The organism is Paraburkholderia sp. J11-2, from assembly GCF_905220185.1.
Taxonomy (GTDB): Bacteria; Pseudomonadota; Gammaproteobacteria; order Burkholderiales; family Burkholderiaceae; genus Paraburkholderia.
Genome location: NZ_CAJMYY010000013.1, coordinates 122512 through 141609, shown reverse-complemented (window position 1 = coordinate 141609; position 19098 = coordinate 122512). Strand labels below are relative to the sequence as shown.

Sequence of the window (19098 nt, the reverse complement as noted above, 5' to 3'; positions counted from 1 at the left end):
GACATAGGTGACTTAGGTGGCTTAACTGGAGTATGTGACACGCGGCGCGAAAGCGATGCGTCCGCTTTCGCGCCGTGCGCGTCATCGATCAAACGTCACTTGCCGTACACGTCGAAGTCGAAGTACTTCTTCTCGATCTTCTTGTACGTACCGTCCTTGATGATGCTGGCAATCGCGCCGTCGATCTTCGTCTTGAGCGCGGTGTCTTCCTTGCGCAGGCCGATGCCGGCGCCGTTGCCAAGCGTCGCCGGATCGTCGAGGTCGCCGCCCGCGAAGCTGTAGCCCTGGCCGCGCGGCGACTTCAGGAAGCCCACTTCGGCCTGCACGGCGTCTTGCAGCGCCGCGTCTACGCGGCCGGCCAGCAGGTCCTGATAGACCTGATCCTGGTTCTGGTAAGGCACGACCTCCACGCCAGCCGCCGCCCAATGGGCCTTGGCGTAGGTCTCCTGAATCGTGCCCTGCTCCACGCCCACGCGCTTACCCTTGAGCGATTCCGCGGTCGGCATGATGCCCGAGCCCGTCTTGGCGACGAGACGCGTCGGCGTGTTGAACAGTTTGTCCGAGAACGCGATCTGCTCTTTGCGTGCGGGGGTCATCGACATCGACGAGAGCACGCCGTCGAACTTGCGCGCCTTGAGCGCCGGGATCATGCCGTCGAAGTCGTTTTCGATCCAGACGCATTTCGCATTCAGACGGTGGCAGATCTCGTTGCCGAGATCGATGTCGAAGCCAACCAGTTTGCCGTCCGGTGCTTTCGATTCAAACGGCGGATAGCTCGCATCGACACCAAAGCGAATGGTGTCCGCCGCAAATGCTCCGGAGCTGGCCGTGACGGAGATCAAGGCAATAGACACGGCTGCAAACAACTTTTTCATGGGATCCCCCTAGGTTCTGGATATACAGGGTGGTCAAGACATGGACTCCGCCCGCAGGGTTGCGGCACGGACGTTCCCCAGCGGCGCGCGCCGCAAGCGTGGTCGACGCTGCGGGTGCACCTGCGCCGGGCAAGGTAGCAGTCCAGAATACACGCGTCGAGATGTCAAAAACACGCGGAAACACCTATGGCGCGGGAGAACCCTGGGAGAAACGCAGGCCGAATGGGGCCAACCCGCTTGCCTGGCAGGGAAGACCCTTAACCGGTCGCAGGAGGAGTGAAGGCGGCTTATCCGAACGTCCAGTTGCTCTTGCCCGCGCGAGCCGCGCGCCGCAAGCGCTTGACACGGTACATCTCATGGTCCGCCTGGTCGAGCGCCTGCTGCGCGCTCACGAAGCGAACCGCCACGCATCCGGCGGCCGCCCCCCCATATTGCAGACGCATGTTCGGCAAGGTGTATTCCCCTGCCGTCACTGAGGAAACATGGCTCGCGACGGCTTCGGCCATGCTCGCCGCCTGATCGTAATCGGCCGGCCCCGATGCAACGAATGCGAACTCATCGCCGCCAATGCGCGCAAGCAGACCTCGATCGGCAGTCGCCGCCAGCAAACGCCCGGCGCACGATTGCAGGAACTGGTCGCCCACCGCGTGGCCGCGTTGATCGTTTAGCTCCTTGAAGCCGTCCAGGTCGATCATGCAAACCACGACATACGAGCCGTCCGAAGCGGCCTGCGCCATCAGGCGGCCGAGTTCCTCATGCAGCGCGCGCCGGTTCGGCAGCTCCGTCATGTCGTCGATCAGGGCGCGTTGCGCCAGGTGCTCATTGGTGAGCGTGAGTCGTTCGATGAGCCGTTCGCGCTCGATATGCTCCGAGATCAGTTTGGCAAAGACGTTGAGCGCGCCGCGCGCCCGTGAGCTGACTTCGCGGCTCTCGCGGCTAATGCCGCATAGCGTACCGATGACGGCGCCGCCTTGCGCGCAGACCGGCGCGCTGGCATAGGTGCAGATCCCGAGTTCGGAGGCCGCGCGCGAGTCGCCCCAAATGTCCCTGACGTTGCTGACCACGCGCCGCCCGCTTTCCAGACTGCGCTTGCACAAAGTGTCGAACCACTGAACCTGCAAGCCCTCCATGATCTCCACGTCGCCGTCGTTGCGCGAATAGAGGACGGTCTGCACCTCGCGGCTGAAGTCGACCGATGTCAGGTAGGTGGACTCAAGTCCGGTCAATATTCCAAGCATCTCGAGAAGCGGCCGCACGAGACCTTCCAGATTCTGGGCCGCAACAACCTTCTGGGAAAGGCGCTCAAGCAATTCATCCATATTGGCTATTCACTGTAAAACAATTGAAACCCTGTTTTGGCAACGGTCCTTCCAGCCGGGTTTTTGTGCGAATTACAGTAGCAGGTTTTTTATGACGAATCCACGCCGCTTTATCCCTCGCTTTTTCCCTCGCTTTTTCCCTGATTGCGGGCGAGCGTATTAGCGCATTAGAAGCGCGGCACCGGCTGAACGATGTGATGGAATTCGCGACGGACTTCGCGGCGAAATTCGCGGCGGACTTCGCGAAGCCTCCAGACGCGGCGGCGCGAGCGGGCCGCACGCGTGCCCGCACTGTCGCGCAATCGGGACAGCGTGCTTTCCGCCTCGATGGCCGCTGTATCGAAAGCGCTGCGCGAAAGATCGATCAAAGCGGGCGAGTCGGGGTTTCGCTCATCGGGAACGAACACACGGGCGAGTTCGAAAAGAATGCGCTTGAACATGGGCGGATATCCGGCATGACCACCGTTGCGGACGCCATTGCCCGAGAAGTGATTGACTTGCCCGGTACGACGCGCCGGGCCGCACGAAGCCGGCGTCGATGCCGGTTTCGTCAGCGAGAATTCTCCGTGGAATAAATTTACCAGGCAAGCATTTATGCAGCGCGATTCAACGGGATTCGGCCAGGTAGCGCGCTTCGCCTTCTTCGGCATCCGATGTCATGATGACGCGATTGCGCCCCGCCGCCTTCGCGACATAAAGCGCAGCGTCGGCCCGCACCATCGCGCTCCCCAGTGTATCGGCCGGCACGAACCGGCCAACGCCTGCGCTAAGCGTGCAGTGCACGCCTTCGGCGGACGACCGTTCGACAGCGAGCCTCAGCGCATTCGTCAACGTCGCTGCGTCGTGCTTTCGCGCGTAGGCGAACAGGATCGCGAACTCTTCGCCACCCAGCCGGCCGAACAGATCGCACGATCTCAACTGGCCAGTGACGACCGAGGCAACGTGCGAAAGAATACGATCGCCCACCGCGTGGCCGAAGCCGTCGTTCACGGCCTTGAAATTGTCGATGTCGAGAATCGCGATCGACAAGGGATCGCCCTTCTCCCGCGCTTGCGAAAGCAGGACTTGCGCGCGGGCGATGAACTCACGGCGCGTGAGTGCGCCCGTCAGTTCGTCGATCGTCGCGAGCTTTTCCATTCTCCCGAGGATCCGGTCGTGAGCGAGCATCACCATGCCGATCGACATGCAGGGCAACGTGAGGATGGCGAGCCCGAGCAGCGCCACGTTCCACGGCGAGGGCTGCACAAACGAAAGTGACGGCGCGGCGCCGAAGACAATCGCACCGATTCGCGCGACATACACGAGCGCGCCGAGCCCGGCGGCCACGGCGATGAACCGGCATGCGTAGCGCGTGCCCTCGCGCGAGGCGTGCCGAAGCGCCAGCGTGGCCACCGCGAGCCGCCCGTAGATCAGGCCCAGCGAAACGAGCACGCCCCTCGCGTCGACGTTGGGCGACACCCACGTGAAATACACGAGCGCCGCACAAATGACGACCAGCGCCACGGATTCCGCGCCCCACACCGCACGCTGGCCAAAGAACTGGCGCGTGCCCTGCACGAGCAGCACCGCGGCGCCCAAGGTCGCGATCGAAGCGCCGGCAATCGTGATCCCGCCGGCGTGCGGCGCGGAGGTCACAATCCACGTGGAGGCGGCGGCGAGCAGCGCATAGCCCAGACACCAGCGGACCACGCCCGGCACGGCGGTTCGAATCAACGAGCCCAGGATGGCGACGCTCATCAGGCAAGATACGATCAAGATCCCGAATAGAGCGAAGGCGCTGAGCATGAGAACGGGCCGGGCAACGAAAGGAGAGAATCGGGACGCGCGCGGGAGCGCGCGATCGACGAAAGCTAATTGAAAATAATTTAAGCTGCGAGTCACGCATGACACAGAAGCGCCGGGGACATATCGTATCGCAGGTTTCGCCTGGATCAATGCAGCTACGTGAAACCCGTGACGGATCGACGCTACACTAAATGGCTCCTGAGAACGCTACGAACGAGGGACTTCCCATGCCAGCACATGACACCGGCCGCGCAGTTCGACTTATCTGCGCCCTGCTTTGCGTGGTCTTCTGGCTCGGCGCATGCGCGGGGTTGGGCAAGGACGCGCTGCAAGTCAGCGTGGCGGGGCTCGAGCCGCTACAGGGCGAAGGCATGGAGATGCGCTTCAACGTGAAGCTGCGCATCCAGAACCCCAACGACGCGCCGGTCGAATTTAGCGGCGTGTCGCTGCAACTCGATCTTAACGGTCAGTCGTTCGCCAGCGGCGTAAGCGATCAAAGCGGCGTCGTGCCGCGCTTCGGAGAAACGGTGCTCGTCGTGCCGTTGACCGTGCCGGCATTCTCCGCCGTGCGCCAGGCTTTCGCTCTTGCGGGCGGGGCGCAGGCGGGCAGCATTCCCTACGAAATACGCGGGCGCCTGGCAGGCGGCATAGGCGGCGGCACGCGCTTCGTCGACCACGGCAAGCTTTCGCTGCCGACCGGGGGCCTGCTCGGCCCGTGACGCAGCGGCCGGCGGCGCGATATGCCGCCGCGGCTAGCCGCCCCGCTCAAGCGCAGCCGCCCGCACAGCCGGGCGCGGAGCGGCTTCTATCGGCACCTCGTGAAACCCATCGGCCTTGACCGGTTCACGGCCGTACTGGCATCTGCACGCCCGGCCCAAAAGCTGCTGACAAGCATACCGACACCCAGCCCCCGACGCGCGGCACGCTTCCTGCGCTGCGACTCTCGACCCGCCTGCCACCGCCTCACTGCGCTGCGCAGGCTCACGACCGAAAAGGGGGGCGCCATGGAAGACATCGATCGACTTGCGGCTGAATACGCCACGGCACGCGCCGCGGAGCAGCCAATTGGACGCGCACGCGCCGCCGTTTCCTGGAGCGCGATCCTGGCCGGCGCGGTGGGCATGGCCGCCTTTTCCCTCATTCTGCTCACGCTCGGCACCGGCCTCGGCCTTTCGTCCCTCTCGCCATGGCCCGGGAGCGGCGCGCACGCGAAAACCTTCGGTGTGGCGGCCATTATCTGGATCTGCGTCACGCAAGTGATGTCCGCCGGCCTTGGCGGTTATCTTGCGGGGCGGCTGCGCCGGCACTGGCCCGGCATCGGCACCGACGAGACCCACTTTCGCGACACCGCGCACGGCTTTCTTGCCTGGGCGCTCGCCACACTCTTCTCCGCCGCTATCCTCACGTCGGCCATTTCAGGGCTCGCGCGCGAGGGCGTGAACGTAGGCGCGCAAAGCGCCGAACGCATGGCGAGCGGCACTGGCGCGCTCAACCGCGGCAATGCCCTCGCCGCCTACAGCACCTGGCCCATGGGCTATCTGATCGATGGCATGCTGCGCCCGGCCGCAGGCGCTGCGGCACCCGCCGCCACGGCGGGCGCTTCAGGCGCTTCGGACACCTCGGGTGCCGACCAGGTCTTCGCGACCGCGCAACAGAAACAGGAGATTGCGCGCATCTTTCTCAACAGCCAGCCTGCCAGCGGCGCGCTTTCGCCCGAGGACAGCGACTACGTGGCGCGCATCGTGGCGCAAAAAACCGGGCTCGCGCCGGCCGATGCCCGCGCCCGCGTCACGACCACCTGGTCGCGCTTGCAGGAAAAGGCGCAAGCCGAGGAAAGCGCCGCGCGCGCCGCGGTGGAAACGGCGCGCAAGGCGAGCATCCGCGTGACGTTGTGGCTCTTCATCTCCCTGCTGATCGGGGCATTTGCCGCGAGCCTGATGGCGACGATCGGCGGCCGGATGCGCGAGTTTTGAAGCGACCTTTATCGACATGGCAATGACGCCAATATCCGAACCGCGAGGAGGCTGACATGCGCTCGATTCTTCTTTATCTGCTAGGCGTTCCGATCCCGATCATCATTCTCATCGCGCTCTTATGGCATTGAAGCGGCGGCGTTACGACTGCTCGATTAGCGCCTTGATGCGCTCGGCCTGCTCCGCATCGACCGGGTTGTACACGATCATGTGGAGGTCCGGCCGCCCATCGACGGAAAACGCCGACTGCTCCAGCGCGATCAGCCCGAGCGTGGGATGGTGCAGGCGTTTGACGTTGTCGGCTTCTGCGTGCGTAGGCACTTCGTTGTCGCGCCATAGGGCGTCGAACTCGGGGCTGACGCTGCACAGTTCCTCGACGAGTTCACCTACCGCCGAAACGAGGCCCGCGCGCGCCACGTCGGCCCGGAACGCGCCCACCACGAAACGGGCCACGCTGTCCCAGTCGTGCTGCTTGGCGCGCACGTCCGGATTGCAGAACAGAAAGCGCAGAATATTGCGCTGCCCGGGCGGCAGCTTGCCGTAGTCGGTCAGCACGATGGCGGCGGCGCGATTCCACGCCACGACCTCCCAGGTGGCCGTCTTGACGATGGCCGGGCTGAAGCGCAGCGAGTCGAGCAGGCGTTGCAGCCGAGGATTGACGCCGTCCACGGCCTTGTAGCGGACTTCGGGCGGGCGCCCGAGCCCCACCATGAAGAGGTGCTCGCGCTCCGGATCGGTGAGCATCAGCGCGCCGCATAGGCGCTCGAGCACCTCCGGCGAAGGCGCGCCGCCGCGCCCCTGTTCGAGCCACGTGTACCAGGTCGGACTGATGTTGGCGCGCTGCGCCACTTCTTCGCGGCGCAGCCCCGGCGTGCGCCGGCGGCCGCTGAAGCCAAAACTCGCCGGGTCGAGCCGCGTGCGGCAACGCCTCAGGAAGTCGCCGAGCGAGCCCGCCGAATGAATCGGAATGGAGAGCCTGTTAGTCATCTTAATATGATGAGCTCACTACTTTAACGGTATAGAAAATTTGGAGATAGTACGCCAGTCATGACCCTGGAGAGATGACCATGCGTATTTTTCTGACCGGTGCGACCGGCTTCATCGGCTCGGCGCTCGTGCCGGAACTCATCGAAGCCGGCCACGAGGTGATCGGCATGACCCGCTCGGAAGCCGGCGCGCAGGCGCTCGCCAAGGCGGGCGCGCGCGTGCATCGCGGCACGCTGGAGGAGCCGCAGACATTGCGCCGTGGCGCGGAGCAGGCAGACGCCGTGATCCATACCGCCTTCGATCACGACTTCTCGCGCTTCGTCGAGAACTGCGAAAAGGACCAGCGCGCCATCGCGGCGCTCGGCGCCGCGCTCGCCGGCTCCGATCGACCGTTGCTCATCACGTCCGGCACCGGCGTCGGCAGCGGCGCGCACGGCGAACTAGCGAGCGAAGATGTCTTCAATGCGAGCCATCCCAACCCGCGCATTGCGTCCGAACTGGCCGCGCACGTGCTGCTGGAACAAGGGCTCAATGTGGGCGCGGTGCGGCTGCCGCAGGTCCACAATCCGTTTCGGCAGGGGCTCATTACGCCGCTCGTCGCGATCGCGCGCGAAAAAGGCGTTTGCGCCTACGTGGGCGACGGCCTGAACCGCTGGCCGGCTGGCCATCTGTCCGACGTCGTGCGCCTGTACCGGCTCGCCGTGGAAAAAGGACAGCCCGGCGCGCGTTACCACGCGGTCGGCGAAGAAGGCGTGAGCAGCCGCGCAATAGCCGAGTCGCTGGGCCGCGGGCTCGGCCTGCCGGCCGTTTCGATCGCGCCGGAGGACGCGGCCGCGCATTTCGGGTGGATGGGTATGTTCGTCGGCATGGACATGCCTGCTTCGAGCGCGCTCACCCAGGCGCGGCTCGGCTGGCGCCCGACCGGTCCGACGCTCATTGCCGATCTGAACGAAGCGCGCTTTGCTGAGGTGTGAGCTTCAGGTCGAGCCGGATGCCTCCTATGCAATCCTGAATATCCTCACCATTCAAGTTTCGTAGACTTGCCGACTCGTGGTCGATAGCGGCCACGAGACAGACCCGTGCACGATAAGACCGTCGCAGTGCTTATGCCGGGTCGCGTCGCGCGTCCTGCGCGCGCAACGCCTGCGCGAATCTGCCCGGATCCCAGTCCTCGCGCAGCGCGCGCAGCATGAGCGCCTGCTGGCTTTCTGGCGCGAGGCCGCCCACGGGCGGGTCGCGGTCGAGATTCGTGGGAAACGGGTAGCCCTCCGCGCAGGACGCGATCGCCGCAACGGTCGCGAGATCGACTGCAACGCCCTGGCGGCGCTCGCGCAGCACGGGATAAACCGCTTCGCACATGCTGGTGCGGTCGAGCGCCTCCATGGCGCGCCCCATAGCCGACGAAACCTGCAGCAGGTTCGCCATGCGCTGCACGTCGGCCGTGCGGTTCGCACCCGCCGCATGAAATAGCGCGGGATTGAAGAACAGCGCGTCGCCCTTTGCGAGCGGCAGCTGTACGCAATGCGCTTCGAAATACTCGCGGAAATCGGCGCGCCGCCATGCAAGATAGCCCTCTGCATAGCGTTGTGAGTACGGCAGGAGTTTCGTCGGCCCGCTCTCGACCGGCATATCGCTGTGCGCCACCGCCCCCTGGAGCGTGAGGAAAGGCGACACGCGATGCACGTGCGCCGGATAGCGTTGCGCCTCTTCGATCGTCTGGAATCCCAGGTGATAATCGCGGTGCGCCTCCTGCGCCGCGCCGCCAGGACGCACGACGTTGACCTGCGAGGTCGTCTGATAGCACGGTCCCAGCCACGCCTCGCAAATGGCCATGAGCGGCAGGTTTGCGAAGTAATCGACGAATACGCCGGGCGCTTTCAGGCAGAGCTTCTGTTGCGCATTCCAGATGCGGTCGTTCGCGCCTGCCTTGGCAAAATGGTCTGCACCGCTTGCGCCCTGCTCCCGCTCGTCGCGAATGATCGATTCGAACACGGCGGTCGCTTCGTCCACGGGCCGCGTGTTTGCGTAAGCGCGTTCAAGCACGAGCACGCCAGCGCCGTCGCACAGCACGTACGCCCACTCGGCCTGCAACTGCGAGCGCTGCGCCGCGTCGTCGAGCACGGTCTGGAGTGCCTGGCAGTCGTACACGGGAATGCGCTGCCGCACATCGCTGGCAAAACGCAACGGGCTGCCGTCGTCTCGCAGCCGGTTCACAAATGCATCGAGCGAGCATTCGCGTTCGGCGTACCATTGCTGCCCCAAATCCGCCGAAGATGTCTCGTGCTGATTCATGCGTCTGCCTCCAGTTTGACTCAAGCATAACGTTGGCACCGGGCGCCGTGGATACCAAAAATCTATCGAAAACACATCAGCAAGGCGCAGGCACGGCGTCGCACACCTCTGTCACGCCAATGGAAAGCCATCCTTGAACGTCTGCCGCAGAAACTCCGTGAAGTGCTTGACCGCACGCGGCACCTGCGCCCCATACGGCCGCACGACGTGCAGTTGCGAAGCAAACGCGCCCACCGGCCGCCAGCTGGGCAACAGCACCACGAGCTTGCCGGCCTGCAGCGCGGCCTGCGCGCTGAAGTCGGGCAGCAGCGCGATGCCGAGATGCTCGAGCGCCGCGTCGCGCAGCGCTTCGCTGTTGTTCGCCGAGACCGGGCCGTTCACCGTCACCGTCTCGCGCGCGCCTTCCGCGCGGCGGCCGGCTCTTTCAAACGACCACACCCCCGCACCCAACGCGCGCGGATAGAACAGACAGTCGTGCTGCGCGAGATCGGCGGGCGTTTGCGGCGTGCCGCGCTGCTTGAGGTAAGCGCGCGTGGCGACGATGACCGAGCGCGTGTCGCACAGTTTCCACGCCACGTGCGTTTCGGGCACCTGCGCGCTATGGCGGATCGCGAGATCGAACCCTTCGCTCGCAATCGAGGTGAGCCGGTCGGAGAGTTCCAGTTGCACGCGCACTTCAGGATGCGCGCGCGAAAACTGCGCTAGCCGCGGCACCAGTTGCTGGCGCGCGAAGGCCACGGGCGCGGTAACGCGCACGGTGCCGCGCGCAACATCGGCCATCTCGCGCACGCTCGCAAAACTCGCGGCGATGCTGTCGAATTGCGCGCGCGTGTCTTCCACGAGCCGCAGCCCCGCTTCCGTGAAGCGCACGCTGCGCGTGGTGCGCTGCACAAGCGGTACGCCCGCCACCCGCTCCAGTTCGGCAATGCGCTGGCTCACGGCCGCCTTGCTCACGCCGAGGCGCGCCGCCGCCGCGGTGTAGCTGCCCTGGGTGGCGAGCACATTGAGCCAGTGCAAATGCGTCCAGAGCGCCTCGACTCGCTGCGTATCCATGAATGAAAGTCCGCCCCAAAAGCTCGTAATTCCTGCGCCGATACTAGCATGCCGCCCGGCAATCTTTCACAGACTTCGCAAGCGATTGTTCATCACTGAAAACAATCAATTCAGCGACAGAGCCTTTCCCGGGCCCTGCGGTCTCCGTAGACTGACGGCACGTACTCACCAGACGAGGAGATGACATGCAGGCCTACACCGATTCCGCAGACGTGATCCACTTCATCGGCGGCAAGACCGAACGCGGCACGGGCGACCGTACGCAAGCGGTCTTCAACCCCGCGACCGGCGCCGCCGCGCGCCGCCTCGTGCTGGGCGAAGTGGCCGATGTGGACGCCGCCGTGGCGAGCGCGAAAGCCGCGTTCCCGGCCTGGCGCGACACGCCGCCGATTCGCCGCGCGCGCGTCATGCTGCGTTTTCTCGAGCTGATGAACCGCCACAAGGACGAACTCGCGGCCATCATCACGGCCGAGCACGGCAAGGTGTTCTCCGACGCGCAGGGCGAAGTCGCGCGCGGCATCGACGTGATCGAATTTGCCTGCGGCATTCCGCAACTGCTCAAGGGCGACTACACCGAACAGGTTTCCACGGGCATGGACAACTGGACCGTGCGCCAGCCGCTGGGTGTCGTAGCCGGCATCACGCCGTTCAACTTCCCCTGCATGGTGCCGTGCTGGATGTTCCCGGTGGCGCTTGCAGCGGGCTGCACGTTCATCCTCAAGCCTAGCGAGCGCGATCCTTCCCCTTCGCTCTTCATGGCGCGTCTGCTCAAGGAAGCCGGCCTGCCCGACGGCGTATTCAACGTCGTGCAGGGCGACAAGGTCGTGGTCGACGCCCTCCTCGCGCACCGCGACGTGAAGGCCGTGAGTTTCGTGGGCTCCACGCCGATCGCGAACTATATCTACGAGACCGGCGCGAAGCACGGCAAGCGCGTGCAGGCGCTGGGCGGCGCGAAGAACCACATGGTCGTGATGCCCGACGCCGATATCGAACAAACCGTGGATGCGCTGATCGGCGCGGGCTACGGGTCGGCCGGCGAGCGCTGCATGGCGATTTCGGTGGCCGTGCTGGTGGGCGACGTGGCCGACAAGATCGTGCCGCGCCTTGCCGAGCGCGCCCGCACGCTGAAGATCAGGAACGGCATGGAAGCCGACGCGGAAATGGGCCCGATCGTTACGAAGCAGGCACTCGAGCGCATCGAAGGCTATATCGCGACCGGCGTGGAAGAAGGCGCGACGCTCGTGGTCGACGGGCGCGGCCTGAAGGTCCCCGGCCATGAGAATGGCTTCTTCACCGGCGGCACGCTGTTCGACAACGTCACGCCGGAAATGCGCATCTACAAGGAAGAGATCTTCGGGCCGGTGCTCGCCTGCGTGCGCGCCAAGGACTTTGCCGAAGCGGTGCAACTGATCAACGACCACGAGTTCGGCAACGGCGTGGCCTGCTTCACGCGCGACGGCAACGTGGCGCGCGAGTTCGGCCGCCAGATCGAAGTGGGCATGGTGGGCATCAACGTGCCGATTCCGGTGCCGATGGCATGGCACGGCTTTGGCGGCTGGAAACGCAGCCTCTTTGGCGACATGCACGCGTATGGCGAAGAAGGCGTGCGCTTCTATACGAAGCAGAAGTCGATCATGCAGCGCTGGCCGGAAAGCACCGAAAAGGGTGCCGAGTTTTCGATGCCGGTGGCGAAGTAAAGATTGTTGTTGAGCGCAAAAAGCCCACTCCATGTGGGCTTTTTTTATGGTTCGTCGCGCAGGAGCACGTAGGCACTGCTTTACCTCTGCCCCCGCGGGGAGCAGAGGTGAAACCGGCGAACCGATTGGGAACACCCTACGCCGCCGTGGCCAACTGGCGCTGCTCTTCCACTGCGACATCGAGCGCCGCGCCCGTCTTCCACGACGACGTCGCGAGTTCCGCCAACTCAAGCGCCTTCACGCCGTCCTCGATCGTCGTGCGAACCGGCGTGCCCTTCGTCAGCGCCTGCACGAAGTGCGCCATTTCCGCGGCATACGCCTCGCGATACCGTTCGAGGAAGAACGGCTCGGGCACGTCTGTCGAGACCGCTGCCGCCGTCCACGCACTTACCTGCGTCGGGCGCACGTTGCCCGCCTGGAGCATGCCCATGCTGCCCAGCACTTCGAAGCGCTGGTCATAGCCATACGCGGCGCGCCGCGACGTGTTGATCTGGCAAAGCAGGCCGCGCCGCGTGCGAATGGTCACGGCCGTCGAATCGATATCGCCCGCCGCCGCCACTTTCGGGTCGGTCAGGCAACTGCCGGTGGCGTGCAGGCTCAGCGCTTCGTCGCCGAGAATCCAGCGGAACACGTCGAGGTCGTGAATCAGCATGTCCTTGAAAATGCCGCCCGAACTCTTGATGTAGTCCACGGGCGGCGCGCCCGGATCGCGGCTCGTGATGATGAGCATTTCCGGTTCGCCGATTTCGCCCTGCTCGATGCGCGCCTTGAGCGCCGCAAAGGTCGGATCGAAACGCCGCTGAAACCCGATCATGCCAACCACGCCATTGCGCCGCACCGCCTCGGCGCTTTCTCGCGAGCGAGCGACCGTCAGATCGACCGGCTTTTCGCAGAACACGGCTTTGCCCGCGTTCGCGGCGGCGACGATCAAATCCGCATGCGTATTCGTGCTCGAAGCGATCACCACCGCGCCAATGGCCTGATCTTCGAGCGCCTGCGCCACGCTGGCTACCTGCGCGCCGTGCGCGTGCGCGAGCGCCTGCGCGGAAGGCGCATGCCTGTCCACGACGTATTTCAATCGCACGCCCGGCTGGCGAACCAGATTTGAAGCATGAATCTTGCCGATTCGACCCGCACCGAACAAAGCAAACTCAATCATTACGTTCTCCGTTATGTCTCTTCCAGACGTGGCCTCTACTGCGATGTCAATGAACTACGAATACGCTCTCAACGCGCGCGGCGCTTGCGATATTGATCGGCGATCACGGCGGCAACGATGATTCCGCCTTTCACAATTTCCTGAATATAGGAGTCGATGCCGAGGAAAATGAAGCCGCTCGAAATCACGCCCAAAATCAACGCGCCGATCACGGTGCCGGTAATGCGCCCCACTCCGCCCGCGAGACTCGTGCCGCCAATCACGGCTGCGGCAATCGCGTCGAGTTCGTACGAAAGGCCCATGCCTGACTGGCTGGTTTGTGCGCGCGCCGACACCACCACGCCCGCCAGCCCGCTCAGCAGCCCCGCGATTGCATAGACGGCGATCAGGTTACGCCCCACGCCAATACCCGACACGCGCGCGGCCTGCACGTTGCCCCCGATTGCATAGAGACATTTGCCAAAGCGCGTATAGCGCAGCACGACATGAAAGATCAGGGCGGCTACGAGAAAGATCGCCACGGGCCGCGCGCCCGAGCCGATGGCCGAATAGGCGTCGGTGAACATGGAGATCGGCTGGCCGTGCGTGTAATAGCGCGCCAGGCCGCGCGCCGACACCATCATGCCCAGCGTGACGATGAACGGCGGCACATTCGAGCGCACGATCAGCGCACCGTTCAGGAGTCCGCACACGCCGCCCACGAGCACGCCAGCCAGCACGGGAACGAACACCGGCAAATCGGCCACGCCGGGAAACACGGTCGCACCAAAGCCGCCGGCCTGGGCGAAGCTCCCTGCGACCATGGCCGACAACGCGACGAGCGAACCCGACGACAAGTCGATGCCGCCCGCGATGATGACCATCGTGACGCCCACCGCGATGAGCCCGATCTCCGAAACGCGCAGGACCATGATCAGCAATCCTTGCGGGTTGTAGAGAAACGACTGGCCGCGTTCGATCCAGCCCAGCGCCTCGAACACGAGCGCAATGGCTACGAGCACGACGAGAATGCTGGTTTCCTGGGGGAAGCGCCACTTGCGGGGCGCTGCGGCCGCCGCGTCGGCGGCGCCGTTGATCGCTGATACTCGCATGTCCGTCTCCTTCTCTTGCGTCGAATTGTCGATTTGCCGATGTGCCGGATTCAGATCCGCTCGCCCGATGCGAGCGTCATGATGAATTCCTGCGTGGCGCGCTCGCGCGGAAGAATGCCGCTCACCGTGCGCTCGTGCATGACCACCACGCGGTCGCTCATGCCGATCACCTCAGGCAACTCCGACGAAATCATGATGATTGCGGCGCCGCTGCGCGCAAGCTGCGTGATGAGCGCGTGAATCTCGGCTTTGGCGCCCACGTCCACGCCGCGCGTGGGCTCATCGAGAATCAGCAGCCTGGGTTGATTGAGCAGCCACCTGGCGAGCAGCACTTTCTGCTGATTGCCGCCACTCAGGTTTTCGATGATCTGCGCGAGTCCCGGCGTTTTCACTTTCAGGCTTCGGCACATCCGCGCGCACTCTTCGTCCATGCGCTGCTGCCGTACGAAGCCAAACGCGCAATGCCGCTTGAGCGACGAAATCTGCATGTTTTCGCCCACGGAAAGCTGCATGAAGAGTCCCGTGCCCTTGCGGTCCTCGGTCAGGAACGCCACGCCGGCGCGAATGGCGTCTGCCGGCGAGCGGATTGCTTTTGCCTTACCGTCGAACAGCAATTCGCCTTCATCTGCGGGGTACATGCCGAAGATCGATTCCATGACCTCGGTGCGGCCCGAGCCCATTAGCCCCGCCACGCCGAGAATCTCGCCGTAGCGCACGTCGAAACTCACATTCGCAAAAGCACCGCGCCGGCCGAGATGGCGCACCGAAAGCGCCACTTCGCCAATCGGCACCGTCTCCTTCGGGAACACTTGCGTCAGTTCGCGCCCGACCATCGCGGCGATCAGCGACGGCTTGTCGAATTCGCACGCGGCGCGCGTGACGATATGGTGTCCGTCGCGGAAGATCGAAATGTCGTCCGCGATCTGGAACACCTCGTCCATCTTGTGGGTGATGTAGATGATCGCCTTGCCGCGTGCTTTCAGCTGCGCAATGATGCGAAAGAGGTGCTCGACTTCCTTGTCCGTGATGGCCGAAGTCGGCTCGTCCATGATCAGCAGGTCGGAGTCGAACGACACGGCTTTCGCGATCTCCACCATCTGCCGGTTCGCAATGCTCAGCTTGCCTAACTGTATTTCCGGATCGATCTCGATGCCGAGCTGCTGGAACAGTTCGCGCGTGCGCCGGTTCAGTGCGCCGTGGTTGACCAGGCCAATGCGGTTGCGCGGCTCGCGCCGTATCCAGATGTTTTCCGCCACCGTCATGTCGGGCAGCAGGTTCAGCTCCTGGTGAATCATGGCAATGCCGCGGTCGAGCGCGTCGCGCGGCGACTTCAGTGTGACGGGCTCGCCTTTGAAGCGCAACGTTCCGCCATCGGGCGCATACACGCCTGCGATGATCTTCATCATCGTGGACTTGCCCGCGCCGTTCTCGCCCATCAAGGCATGAACGCGTCCCGCATGGATGTCGATGGAAACATCATGGAGCGCAATCACGCCGGGAAACGCCTTGCGGACGTGCTGCGCCGCAAGTAGCGGGACGAAGAAGGCGGCCTGCATTGCGTGCGCCGCCGGTGCTGCGATAGTCGAATCTGGCATGATCGCTCTCGCCTGGAAAACTGCTTGAGAAGACAAACTGCCCGGAGCGAGCGCGGCTTAGCGGTTCACGAAGCCCTTGTAGTTATCAGGCGTCACAAGCTGATAGGGAATCCACGCTTCGCTCTGCACGCTCTTGTCGCCGCCGGCGACCTTCGCTGCCATGTCGACGGCGGCCTTGCCCTGGCCCTTGCCGTCCTGAAACACGGTCACGGCGAGGTCGCCCTTCGACATCGCAAACAGGGCGTCCTTCGTGGCGTCGACGCCGCCCACCAGCACCGTCTTCGGCGAGACCCCGGCCTGGCGCATCGCGATCAGCGCACCGAGCGCCATCTCGTCGTTGTTGGCGGCGATGGCGTCGAACTTCTTGCCCGCGCTGAGCCACTGGCTCATCAGATTGATCGCCTGGCTGCGGTCGAAATTCGCCGTCTGCTCCGCGACGATATGAATGCCCGGATTCTTCGAGAGGATGTCCTTCACGCCGCGTGTGCGGTCGCGCGTGGCGTCGGTCGAGAGTTCGCCGAGCATGACCGCGATATTGCCGTGCCCGCCCAGTTTTTTCGCGAGGTACTCCATTTGCAGATGACCCGCTACGAGACTGTCCGACCCCACGAAATACGCGCCGTTGCCCATCGGCTCGTCGGGCTTGCGGTTGACGTACACGATCGGAATGCCACCCTTGCGCGCGGCGTTGGTCATGCGTTTCGTTGCGGACGCATCGGCCGGGTTCACGATAATGGCCGCCACATGCTGCGCAACGAACGCTTCGACCTGGCTCACCTGGCGGCCCACGTCGCCTTGCGCGTCTTCGAAGTCGAGCGTCACGTTCTTCGCCTTTCCTTCTGCGGCCATGGACTCGCGCACGGTGGTAAGAAAGTTGTCGTCGAAGTGCGCCATGGTCACGCCTATCGTCGAGCTGGCCGAAGCTGAAAGGGGGATGGCGGCTGCCAGCGCGAACGCGAGCAGCGAGCGGGTGAGGATGTTCATGGCTGTCTCCGTATGTTTGTCGGTTTTGCGCGCTGGTTAATGGCCGAGCGCTTTTTCCGGCGCGCAAAACCTCTGCTGCCGTGCGAGGCAGGGTCAACTGCGCACGGTCAGTGACGACTTCGGTATTGCGGGGTGGTGCAGATAGACCGCGAATCAGCCTTAAGCGGCCTCGCGCAAGCTCGCGGCATCGAGTGCTTCGCGGATATAGCTCATGCTCGCCGCGAGGCGCTGTTCGATATCGCTGGCCTGTGCGATTTCATCGGCGAACGGTTCGTACGAGGCGTAACCGCGATAGCCGCGCGCGCGCAGCACCGCGAGCTGACGCACGTTGCCGAGACGGTCGTCGCGGCCCACGAGCACGCGATGGCCGTCGCGCATCTCATCGACTTTCAGTGTGCTTTCTTCCACGCCCGAGATGTGCACGAGGCCGGTGAGATCGGGATAGAAGATGTCTTCGCCAGCAAGGTGATGATGAAAGGTGTCGTGCACGAGTTTGAAATGACGCTCGCCTGCCGCGTCATAAATGCCCTTTACCGCGTCGGACTTGCGGCGCAGCGCGCACTCTTCGAAGCCGAGCGTTTCCACGAGTCCAAGGAGGCCGTGGTCTTCGAGAACCGGCTTGAGTTGCGTGAGCGCGGCCACGAGATCGGCATGACGCTCGCCCGGCGTGCGTTTGTCGAGCAGCGAATTGGTGGGGCACAGAACGAGCGCCTTCGCGTCGCAATCGGCGGCATAGCGTGCGAGCGCAACGGCTTCGCTCATGCGCGTCGCATCGAATTGCTCGAAGCGCTGCAGCGCGTTGATCGAGAGAATGGTGAGCCCGCCCGCCCCACATGCCGCCTTGATTTGCGCGGCGGGCGTGCCATCGGTCATTTCAATGCCCGGCAGATCGTTGCGGATCTCAATCGCATCGATGCCCAGTCGCTGGCACAGCTCCACATACTCGGGAAAGCCGAGCTTCGGCGCGCTCATGCGGTTGAGGGAAAACTGCTGCACGTCTCGCATCGTTGTCTCCTGTCGATTGCCAAGCTGTTGGTTTCTTCATCTGCCTGCGCGATGTAGAAAAGGTAGGCGACCCATTGACGCGCCTCAACGAAAAGATTGATGATTTTTCGTCAGCGGCAGCGCGGCAAAAAACTGCACTTCGTGCTGCAATGCCACAACGCCGCGCGCGAGTTTTCAAATGCCGGCAGGAAAACAAAACAGATGGAGACGCCCCATGACGGACACCGCTTCGCCGCGCCGCAAGCGCACGGCGCGTTTCGTGGAGATTGCCGAAGCCGCGGGCGTGAGCCCCGCCACGGTCGACCGTGTGCTCAACGAGCGCGGCAGCGTGTCCGCCGCGATGCGCGCGCGCGTCGTCGCGGCCGCGCGCCAGCTCGGCGTGCCGCGTGTGTTACCCGAAACGCATCACGGGCTCGTGCATATCGACGTTTTGCTGCCGCAAAACAACACGCCGTTTTTCCAGCGGCTGACGCAGGGCCTTGAACGCTCCATGCAAATGCTCGACCGGCGCATCGTGTTGCACCGGCAGTTCCTGCCCGAAGCCGACGACACCGTGATTACCCGCGCCATCCTGAAGCCGAATTACAAACGCGCGGGCCTGATCGTCACGACGCACGATACGGCGGAAGTGCGCGACGCGCTGCGCACCGTGATCGCCCAGGGCGAGGCCGTGGTGACGATGGTCACCGATATCGATGCGGTCGAGCGCGTGCATTACGCGGGCATCGACAACCGGCTTGCGGGACGCACGGCCGGCTATTTCGTCGGGCGCCTCGCGAAAGCGCCGGGCCGCGTGCTGCTGATCTGCTCGCGCAAGGACTATCACGCGCATATCGAGCGGATCAGCGGGTGCCGCGAGCAATTGGCCGAATCGTTTCCGCACCTCGTTTGCGACGAGGAAGCGGTGGAAACGCTCGACGACGTGGACCAATGCCATCGCGCGGTGCTCAAGTCGCTCAAACGCGGCGGCGTGGTCGGCATCTACAACAGCGGCTATGCGTCGGCGGGCATCGAGGCCGCGTTGCGCAAGGTGGGCGCGGTGGGAAAAATCGTATGGGCAGGCCACGAAATGCTCGACCTGCACCGCCAGTACATCGAGCAGGGGACGATGGATATCGCCATCGACCAGGACCCGGACGGCCAGGTCATCTCAGCGCTGCAGCATGCGCTCAACGCATGCGGCGTGCTCGAAACGCCGGCGCCTCCGGGGCCGGTGGAGTTCCGCATTTTCTGCTCGGCGAATGTGCGGCACAATCCGTATCTGGGTGTCGGGAAATGACCTT

Annotated in this window: 17 protein-coding genes; 5 read left to right on the top strand and 12 right to left on the bottom strand. The window is 64.2% G+C overall.

Features of this window, described 5'->3' with window-relative positions:
* Positions 1-95 precede the first annotated feature (95 nt).
* The 4 genes from U5A57_RS19600 to U5A57_RS19585 form a co-directional block, all read right to left on the bottom strand.
* Positions 96-875, bottom strand: coding sequence for an ABC transporter substrate-binding protein (locus tag U5A57_RS19600; RefSeq protein ID WP_321913320.1), 780 nt, complete (start codon positions 873-875; stop codon positions 96-98).
* Between the two features lie 287 nt (positions 876-1162).
* Positions 1163-2194, bottom strand: coding sequence for a GGDEF domain-containing protein (locus tag U5A57_RS19595; protein ID WP_321913319.1), 1032 nt, complete (start codon positions 2192-2194; stop codon positions 1163-1165).
* Positions 2195-2361: 167 nt separating this feature from the next.
* The gene (locus U5A57_RS19590) at positions 2362-2844 is read right to left on the bottom strand and encodes a hypothetical protein (RefSeq protein ID WP_321913318.1); all 483 of its coding nucleotides are present in this window, start codon (positions 2842-2844) and stop codon (positions 2362-2364) included.
* Positions 2801-3931, bottom strand: coding sequence for a GGDEF domain-containing protein (locus tag U5A57_RS19585; protein ID WP_321913317.1), 1131 nt, complete (start codon positions 3929-3931; stop codon positions 2801-2803). Before U5A57_RS19585 ends, U5A57_RS19590 begins: the two co-directional genes overlap by 44 nt.
* Before the next feature lie 275 nt (positions 3932-4206).
* Here U5A57_RS19585 and U5A57_RS19580 point away from each other — a divergent pair, with 275 nt between their 5' ends.
* Both U5A57_RS19580 and U5A57_RS19575 read left to right on the top strand, forming a co-directional pair.
* Entirely contained in the window at positions 4207-4698 is a 492-nt protein-coding gene (locus tag U5A57_RS19580; protein ID WP_321913316.1) for an LEA type 2 family protein, read from the top strand.
* Positions 4699-4983: 285 nt separating this feature from the next.
* Complete coding sequence (locus tag U5A57_RS19575) at positions 4984-5952, top strand: hypothetical protein (RefSeq protein WP_321913315.1); 969 nt, start codon at positions 4984-4986, stop codon at positions 5950-5952.
* 141 nt (positions 5953-6093) lie between these two features.
* On the opposite strand, the gene U5A57_RS19570 is transcribed toward U5A57_RS19575, so the two are convergent.
* On the bottom strand, positions 6094-6939 hold the full coding sequence (locus U5A57_RS19570) for a helix-turn-helix transcriptional regulator (RefSeq protein ID WP_321913314.1): 846 nt from the start codon (positions 6937-6939) through the stop codon (positions 6094-6096).
* A gap of 80 nt (positions 6940-7019) precedes the next feature.
* Between U5A57_RS19570 and U5A57_RS19565 the strand changes: the two genes are divergently transcribed.
* Entirely contained in the window at positions 7020-7913 is an 894-nt protein-coding gene (locus U5A57_RS19565; RefSeq protein WP_321913313.1) for an SDR family oxidoreductase, read from the top strand.
* A 130-nt stretch (positions 7914-8043) separates the two neighbouring features.
* Here U5A57_RS19565 and U5A57_RS19560 read toward each other — a convergent pair whose 3' ends face one another.
* Entirely contained in the window at positions 8044-9231 is a 1188-nt protein-coding gene (locus U5A57_RS19560) for a phytanoyl-CoA dioxygenase family protein (RefSeq protein ID WP_321913312.1), read from the bottom strand.
* A gap of 111 nt (positions 9232-9342) precedes the next feature.
* A complete protein-coding gene (locus U5A57_RS19555) occupies positions 9343-10284 on the bottom strand; it encodes a LysR family transcriptional regulator (RefSeq protein WP_321913311.1) in 942 nt (313 codons plus the stop codon).
* 185 nt (positions 10285-10469) lie between these two features.
* Here U5A57_RS19555 and U5A57_RS19550 point away from each other — a divergent pair, with 185 nt between their 5' ends.
* Positions 10470-11981, top strand: a complete 1512-nt coding sequence (locus tag U5A57_RS19550) for a CoA-acylating methylmalonate-semialdehyde dehydrogenase (RefSeq protein ID WP_321913310.1) — start codon at positions 10470-10472, stop codon at positions 11979-11981.
* 136 nt (positions 11982-12117) lie between these two features.
* Here the strand turns inward: U5A57_RS19550 and iolG are convergent, their stop codons facing one another.
* The 5 genes from iolG to U5A57_RS19525 form a co-directional block, all read right to left on the bottom strand.
* Positions 12118-13140, bottom strand: coding sequence for an inositol 2-dehydrogenase (gene iolG / locus U5A57_RS19545; protein ID WP_321913309.1), 1023 nt, complete (start codon positions 13138-13140; stop codon positions 12118-12120).
* A 68-nt stretch (positions 13141-13208) separates the two neighbouring features.
* Positions 13209-14231: an ABC transporter permease gene (locus U5A57_RS19540; protein WP_321913308.1), complete on the bottom strand. Its 1023-nt coding sequence runs from the start codon at positions 14229-14231 to the stop codon at positions 13209-13211.
* Positions 14232-14281: 50 nt separating this feature from the next.
* Positions 14282-15826: a sugar ABC transporter ATP-binding protein gene (locus tag U5A57_RS19535; protein WP_415774645.1), complete on the bottom strand. Its 1545-nt coding sequence runs from the start codon at positions 15824-15826 to the stop codon at positions 14282-14284.
* Positions 15827-15883: 57 nt separating this feature from the next.
* Positions 15884-16810 (bottom strand): sugar ABC transporter substrate-binding protein, encoded by a 927-nt coding sequence (locus U5A57_RS19530; RefSeq protein ID WP_321913307.1) that lies wholly within the window; start codon positions 16808-16810, stop codon positions 15884-15886.
* Between the two features lie 159 nt (positions 16811-16969).
* Positions 16970-17815: a TIM barrel protein gene (locus U5A57_RS19525; RefSeq protein ID WP_321913306.1), complete on the bottom strand. Its 846-nt coding sequence runs from the start codon at positions 17813-17815 to the stop codon at positions 16970-16972.
* A gap of 214 nt (positions 17816-18029) precedes the next feature.
* Between U5A57_RS19525 and U5A57_RS19520 the strand changes: the two genes are divergently transcribed.
* On the top strand, positions 18030-19094 hold the full coding sequence (locus tag U5A57_RS19520) for a LacI family DNA-binding transcriptional regulator (protein WP_321913305.1): 1065 nt from the start codon (positions 18030-18032) through the stop codon (positions 19092-19094).
* Positions 19095-19098: the final 4 nt, after the last annotated feature.

Coding starts and splice junctions, on each gene's coding strand:
- U5A57_RS19600 (WP_321913320.1), bottom strand. CDS start 875: ATGAAAAAGTTGTTTGCAGCCGTGTCTATTGCCTTGATCTCCGTCACG.
- U5A57_RS19595 (WP_321913319.1), bottom strand. CDS start 2,194: ATGGATGAATTGCTTGAGCGCCTTTCCCAGAAGGTTGTTGCGGCCCAG.
- U5A57_RS19590 (WP_321913318.1), bottom strand. CDS start 2,844: ATGCCGAAGAAGGCGAAGCGCGCTACCTGGCCGAATCCCGTTGAATCG.
- U5A57_RS19585 (WP_321913317.1), bottom strand. CDS start 3,931: ATGAGCGTCGCCATCCTGGGCTCGTTGATTCGAACCGCCGTGCCGGGC.
- U5A57_RS19580 (WP_321913316.1), top strand. CDS start 4,207: ATGCCAGCACATGACACCGGCCGCGCAGTTCGACTTATCTGCGCCCTG.
- U5A57_RS19575 (WP_321913315.1), top strand. CDS start 4,984: ATGGAAGACATCGATCGACTTGCGGCTGAATACGCCACGGCACGCGCC.
- U5A57_RS19570 (WP_321913314.1), bottom strand. CDS start 6,939: ATGACTAACAGGCTCTCCATTCCGATTCATTCGGCGGGCTCGCTCGGC.
- U5A57_RS19565 (WP_321913313.1), top strand. CDS start 7,020: ATGCGTATTTTTCTGACCGGTGCGACCGGCTTCATCGGCTCGGCGCTC.
- U5A57_RS19560 (WP_321913312.1), bottom strand. CDS start 9,231: ATGAATCAGCACGAGACATCTTCGGCGGATTTGGGGCAGCAATGGTAC.
- U5A57_RS19555 (WP_321913311.1), bottom strand. CDS start 10,284: ATGGATACGCAGCGAGTCGAGGCGCTCTGGACGCATTTGCACTGGCTC.
- U5A57_RS19550 (WP_321913310.1), top strand. CDS start 10,470: ATGCAGGCCTACACCGATTCCGCAGACGTGATCCACTTCATCGGCGGC.
- iolG (WP_321913309.1), bottom strand. CDS start 13,140: ATGATTGAGTTTGCTTTGTTCGGTGCGGGTCGAATCGGCAAGATTCAT.
- U5A57_RS19540 (WP_321913308.1), bottom strand. CDS start 14,231: ATGCGAGTATCAGCGATCAACGGCGCCGCCGACGCGGCGGCCGCAGCG.
- U5A57_RS19535 (WP_415774645.1), bottom strand. CDS start 15,826: ATGCCAGATTCGACTATCGCAGCACCGGCGGCGCACGCAATGCAGGCC.
- U5A57_RS19530 (WP_321913307.1), bottom strand. CDS start 16,810: ATGAACATCCTCACCCGCTCGCTGCTCGCGTTCGCGCTGGCAGCCGCC.
- U5A57_RS19525 (WP_321913306.1), bottom strand. CDS start 17,815: ATGCGAGACGTGCAGCAGTTTTCCCTCAACCGCATGAGCGCGCCGAAG.
- U5A57_RS19520 (WP_321913305.1), top strand. CDS start 18,030: ATGACGGACACCGCTTCGCCGCGCCGCAAGCGCACGGCGCGTTTCGTG.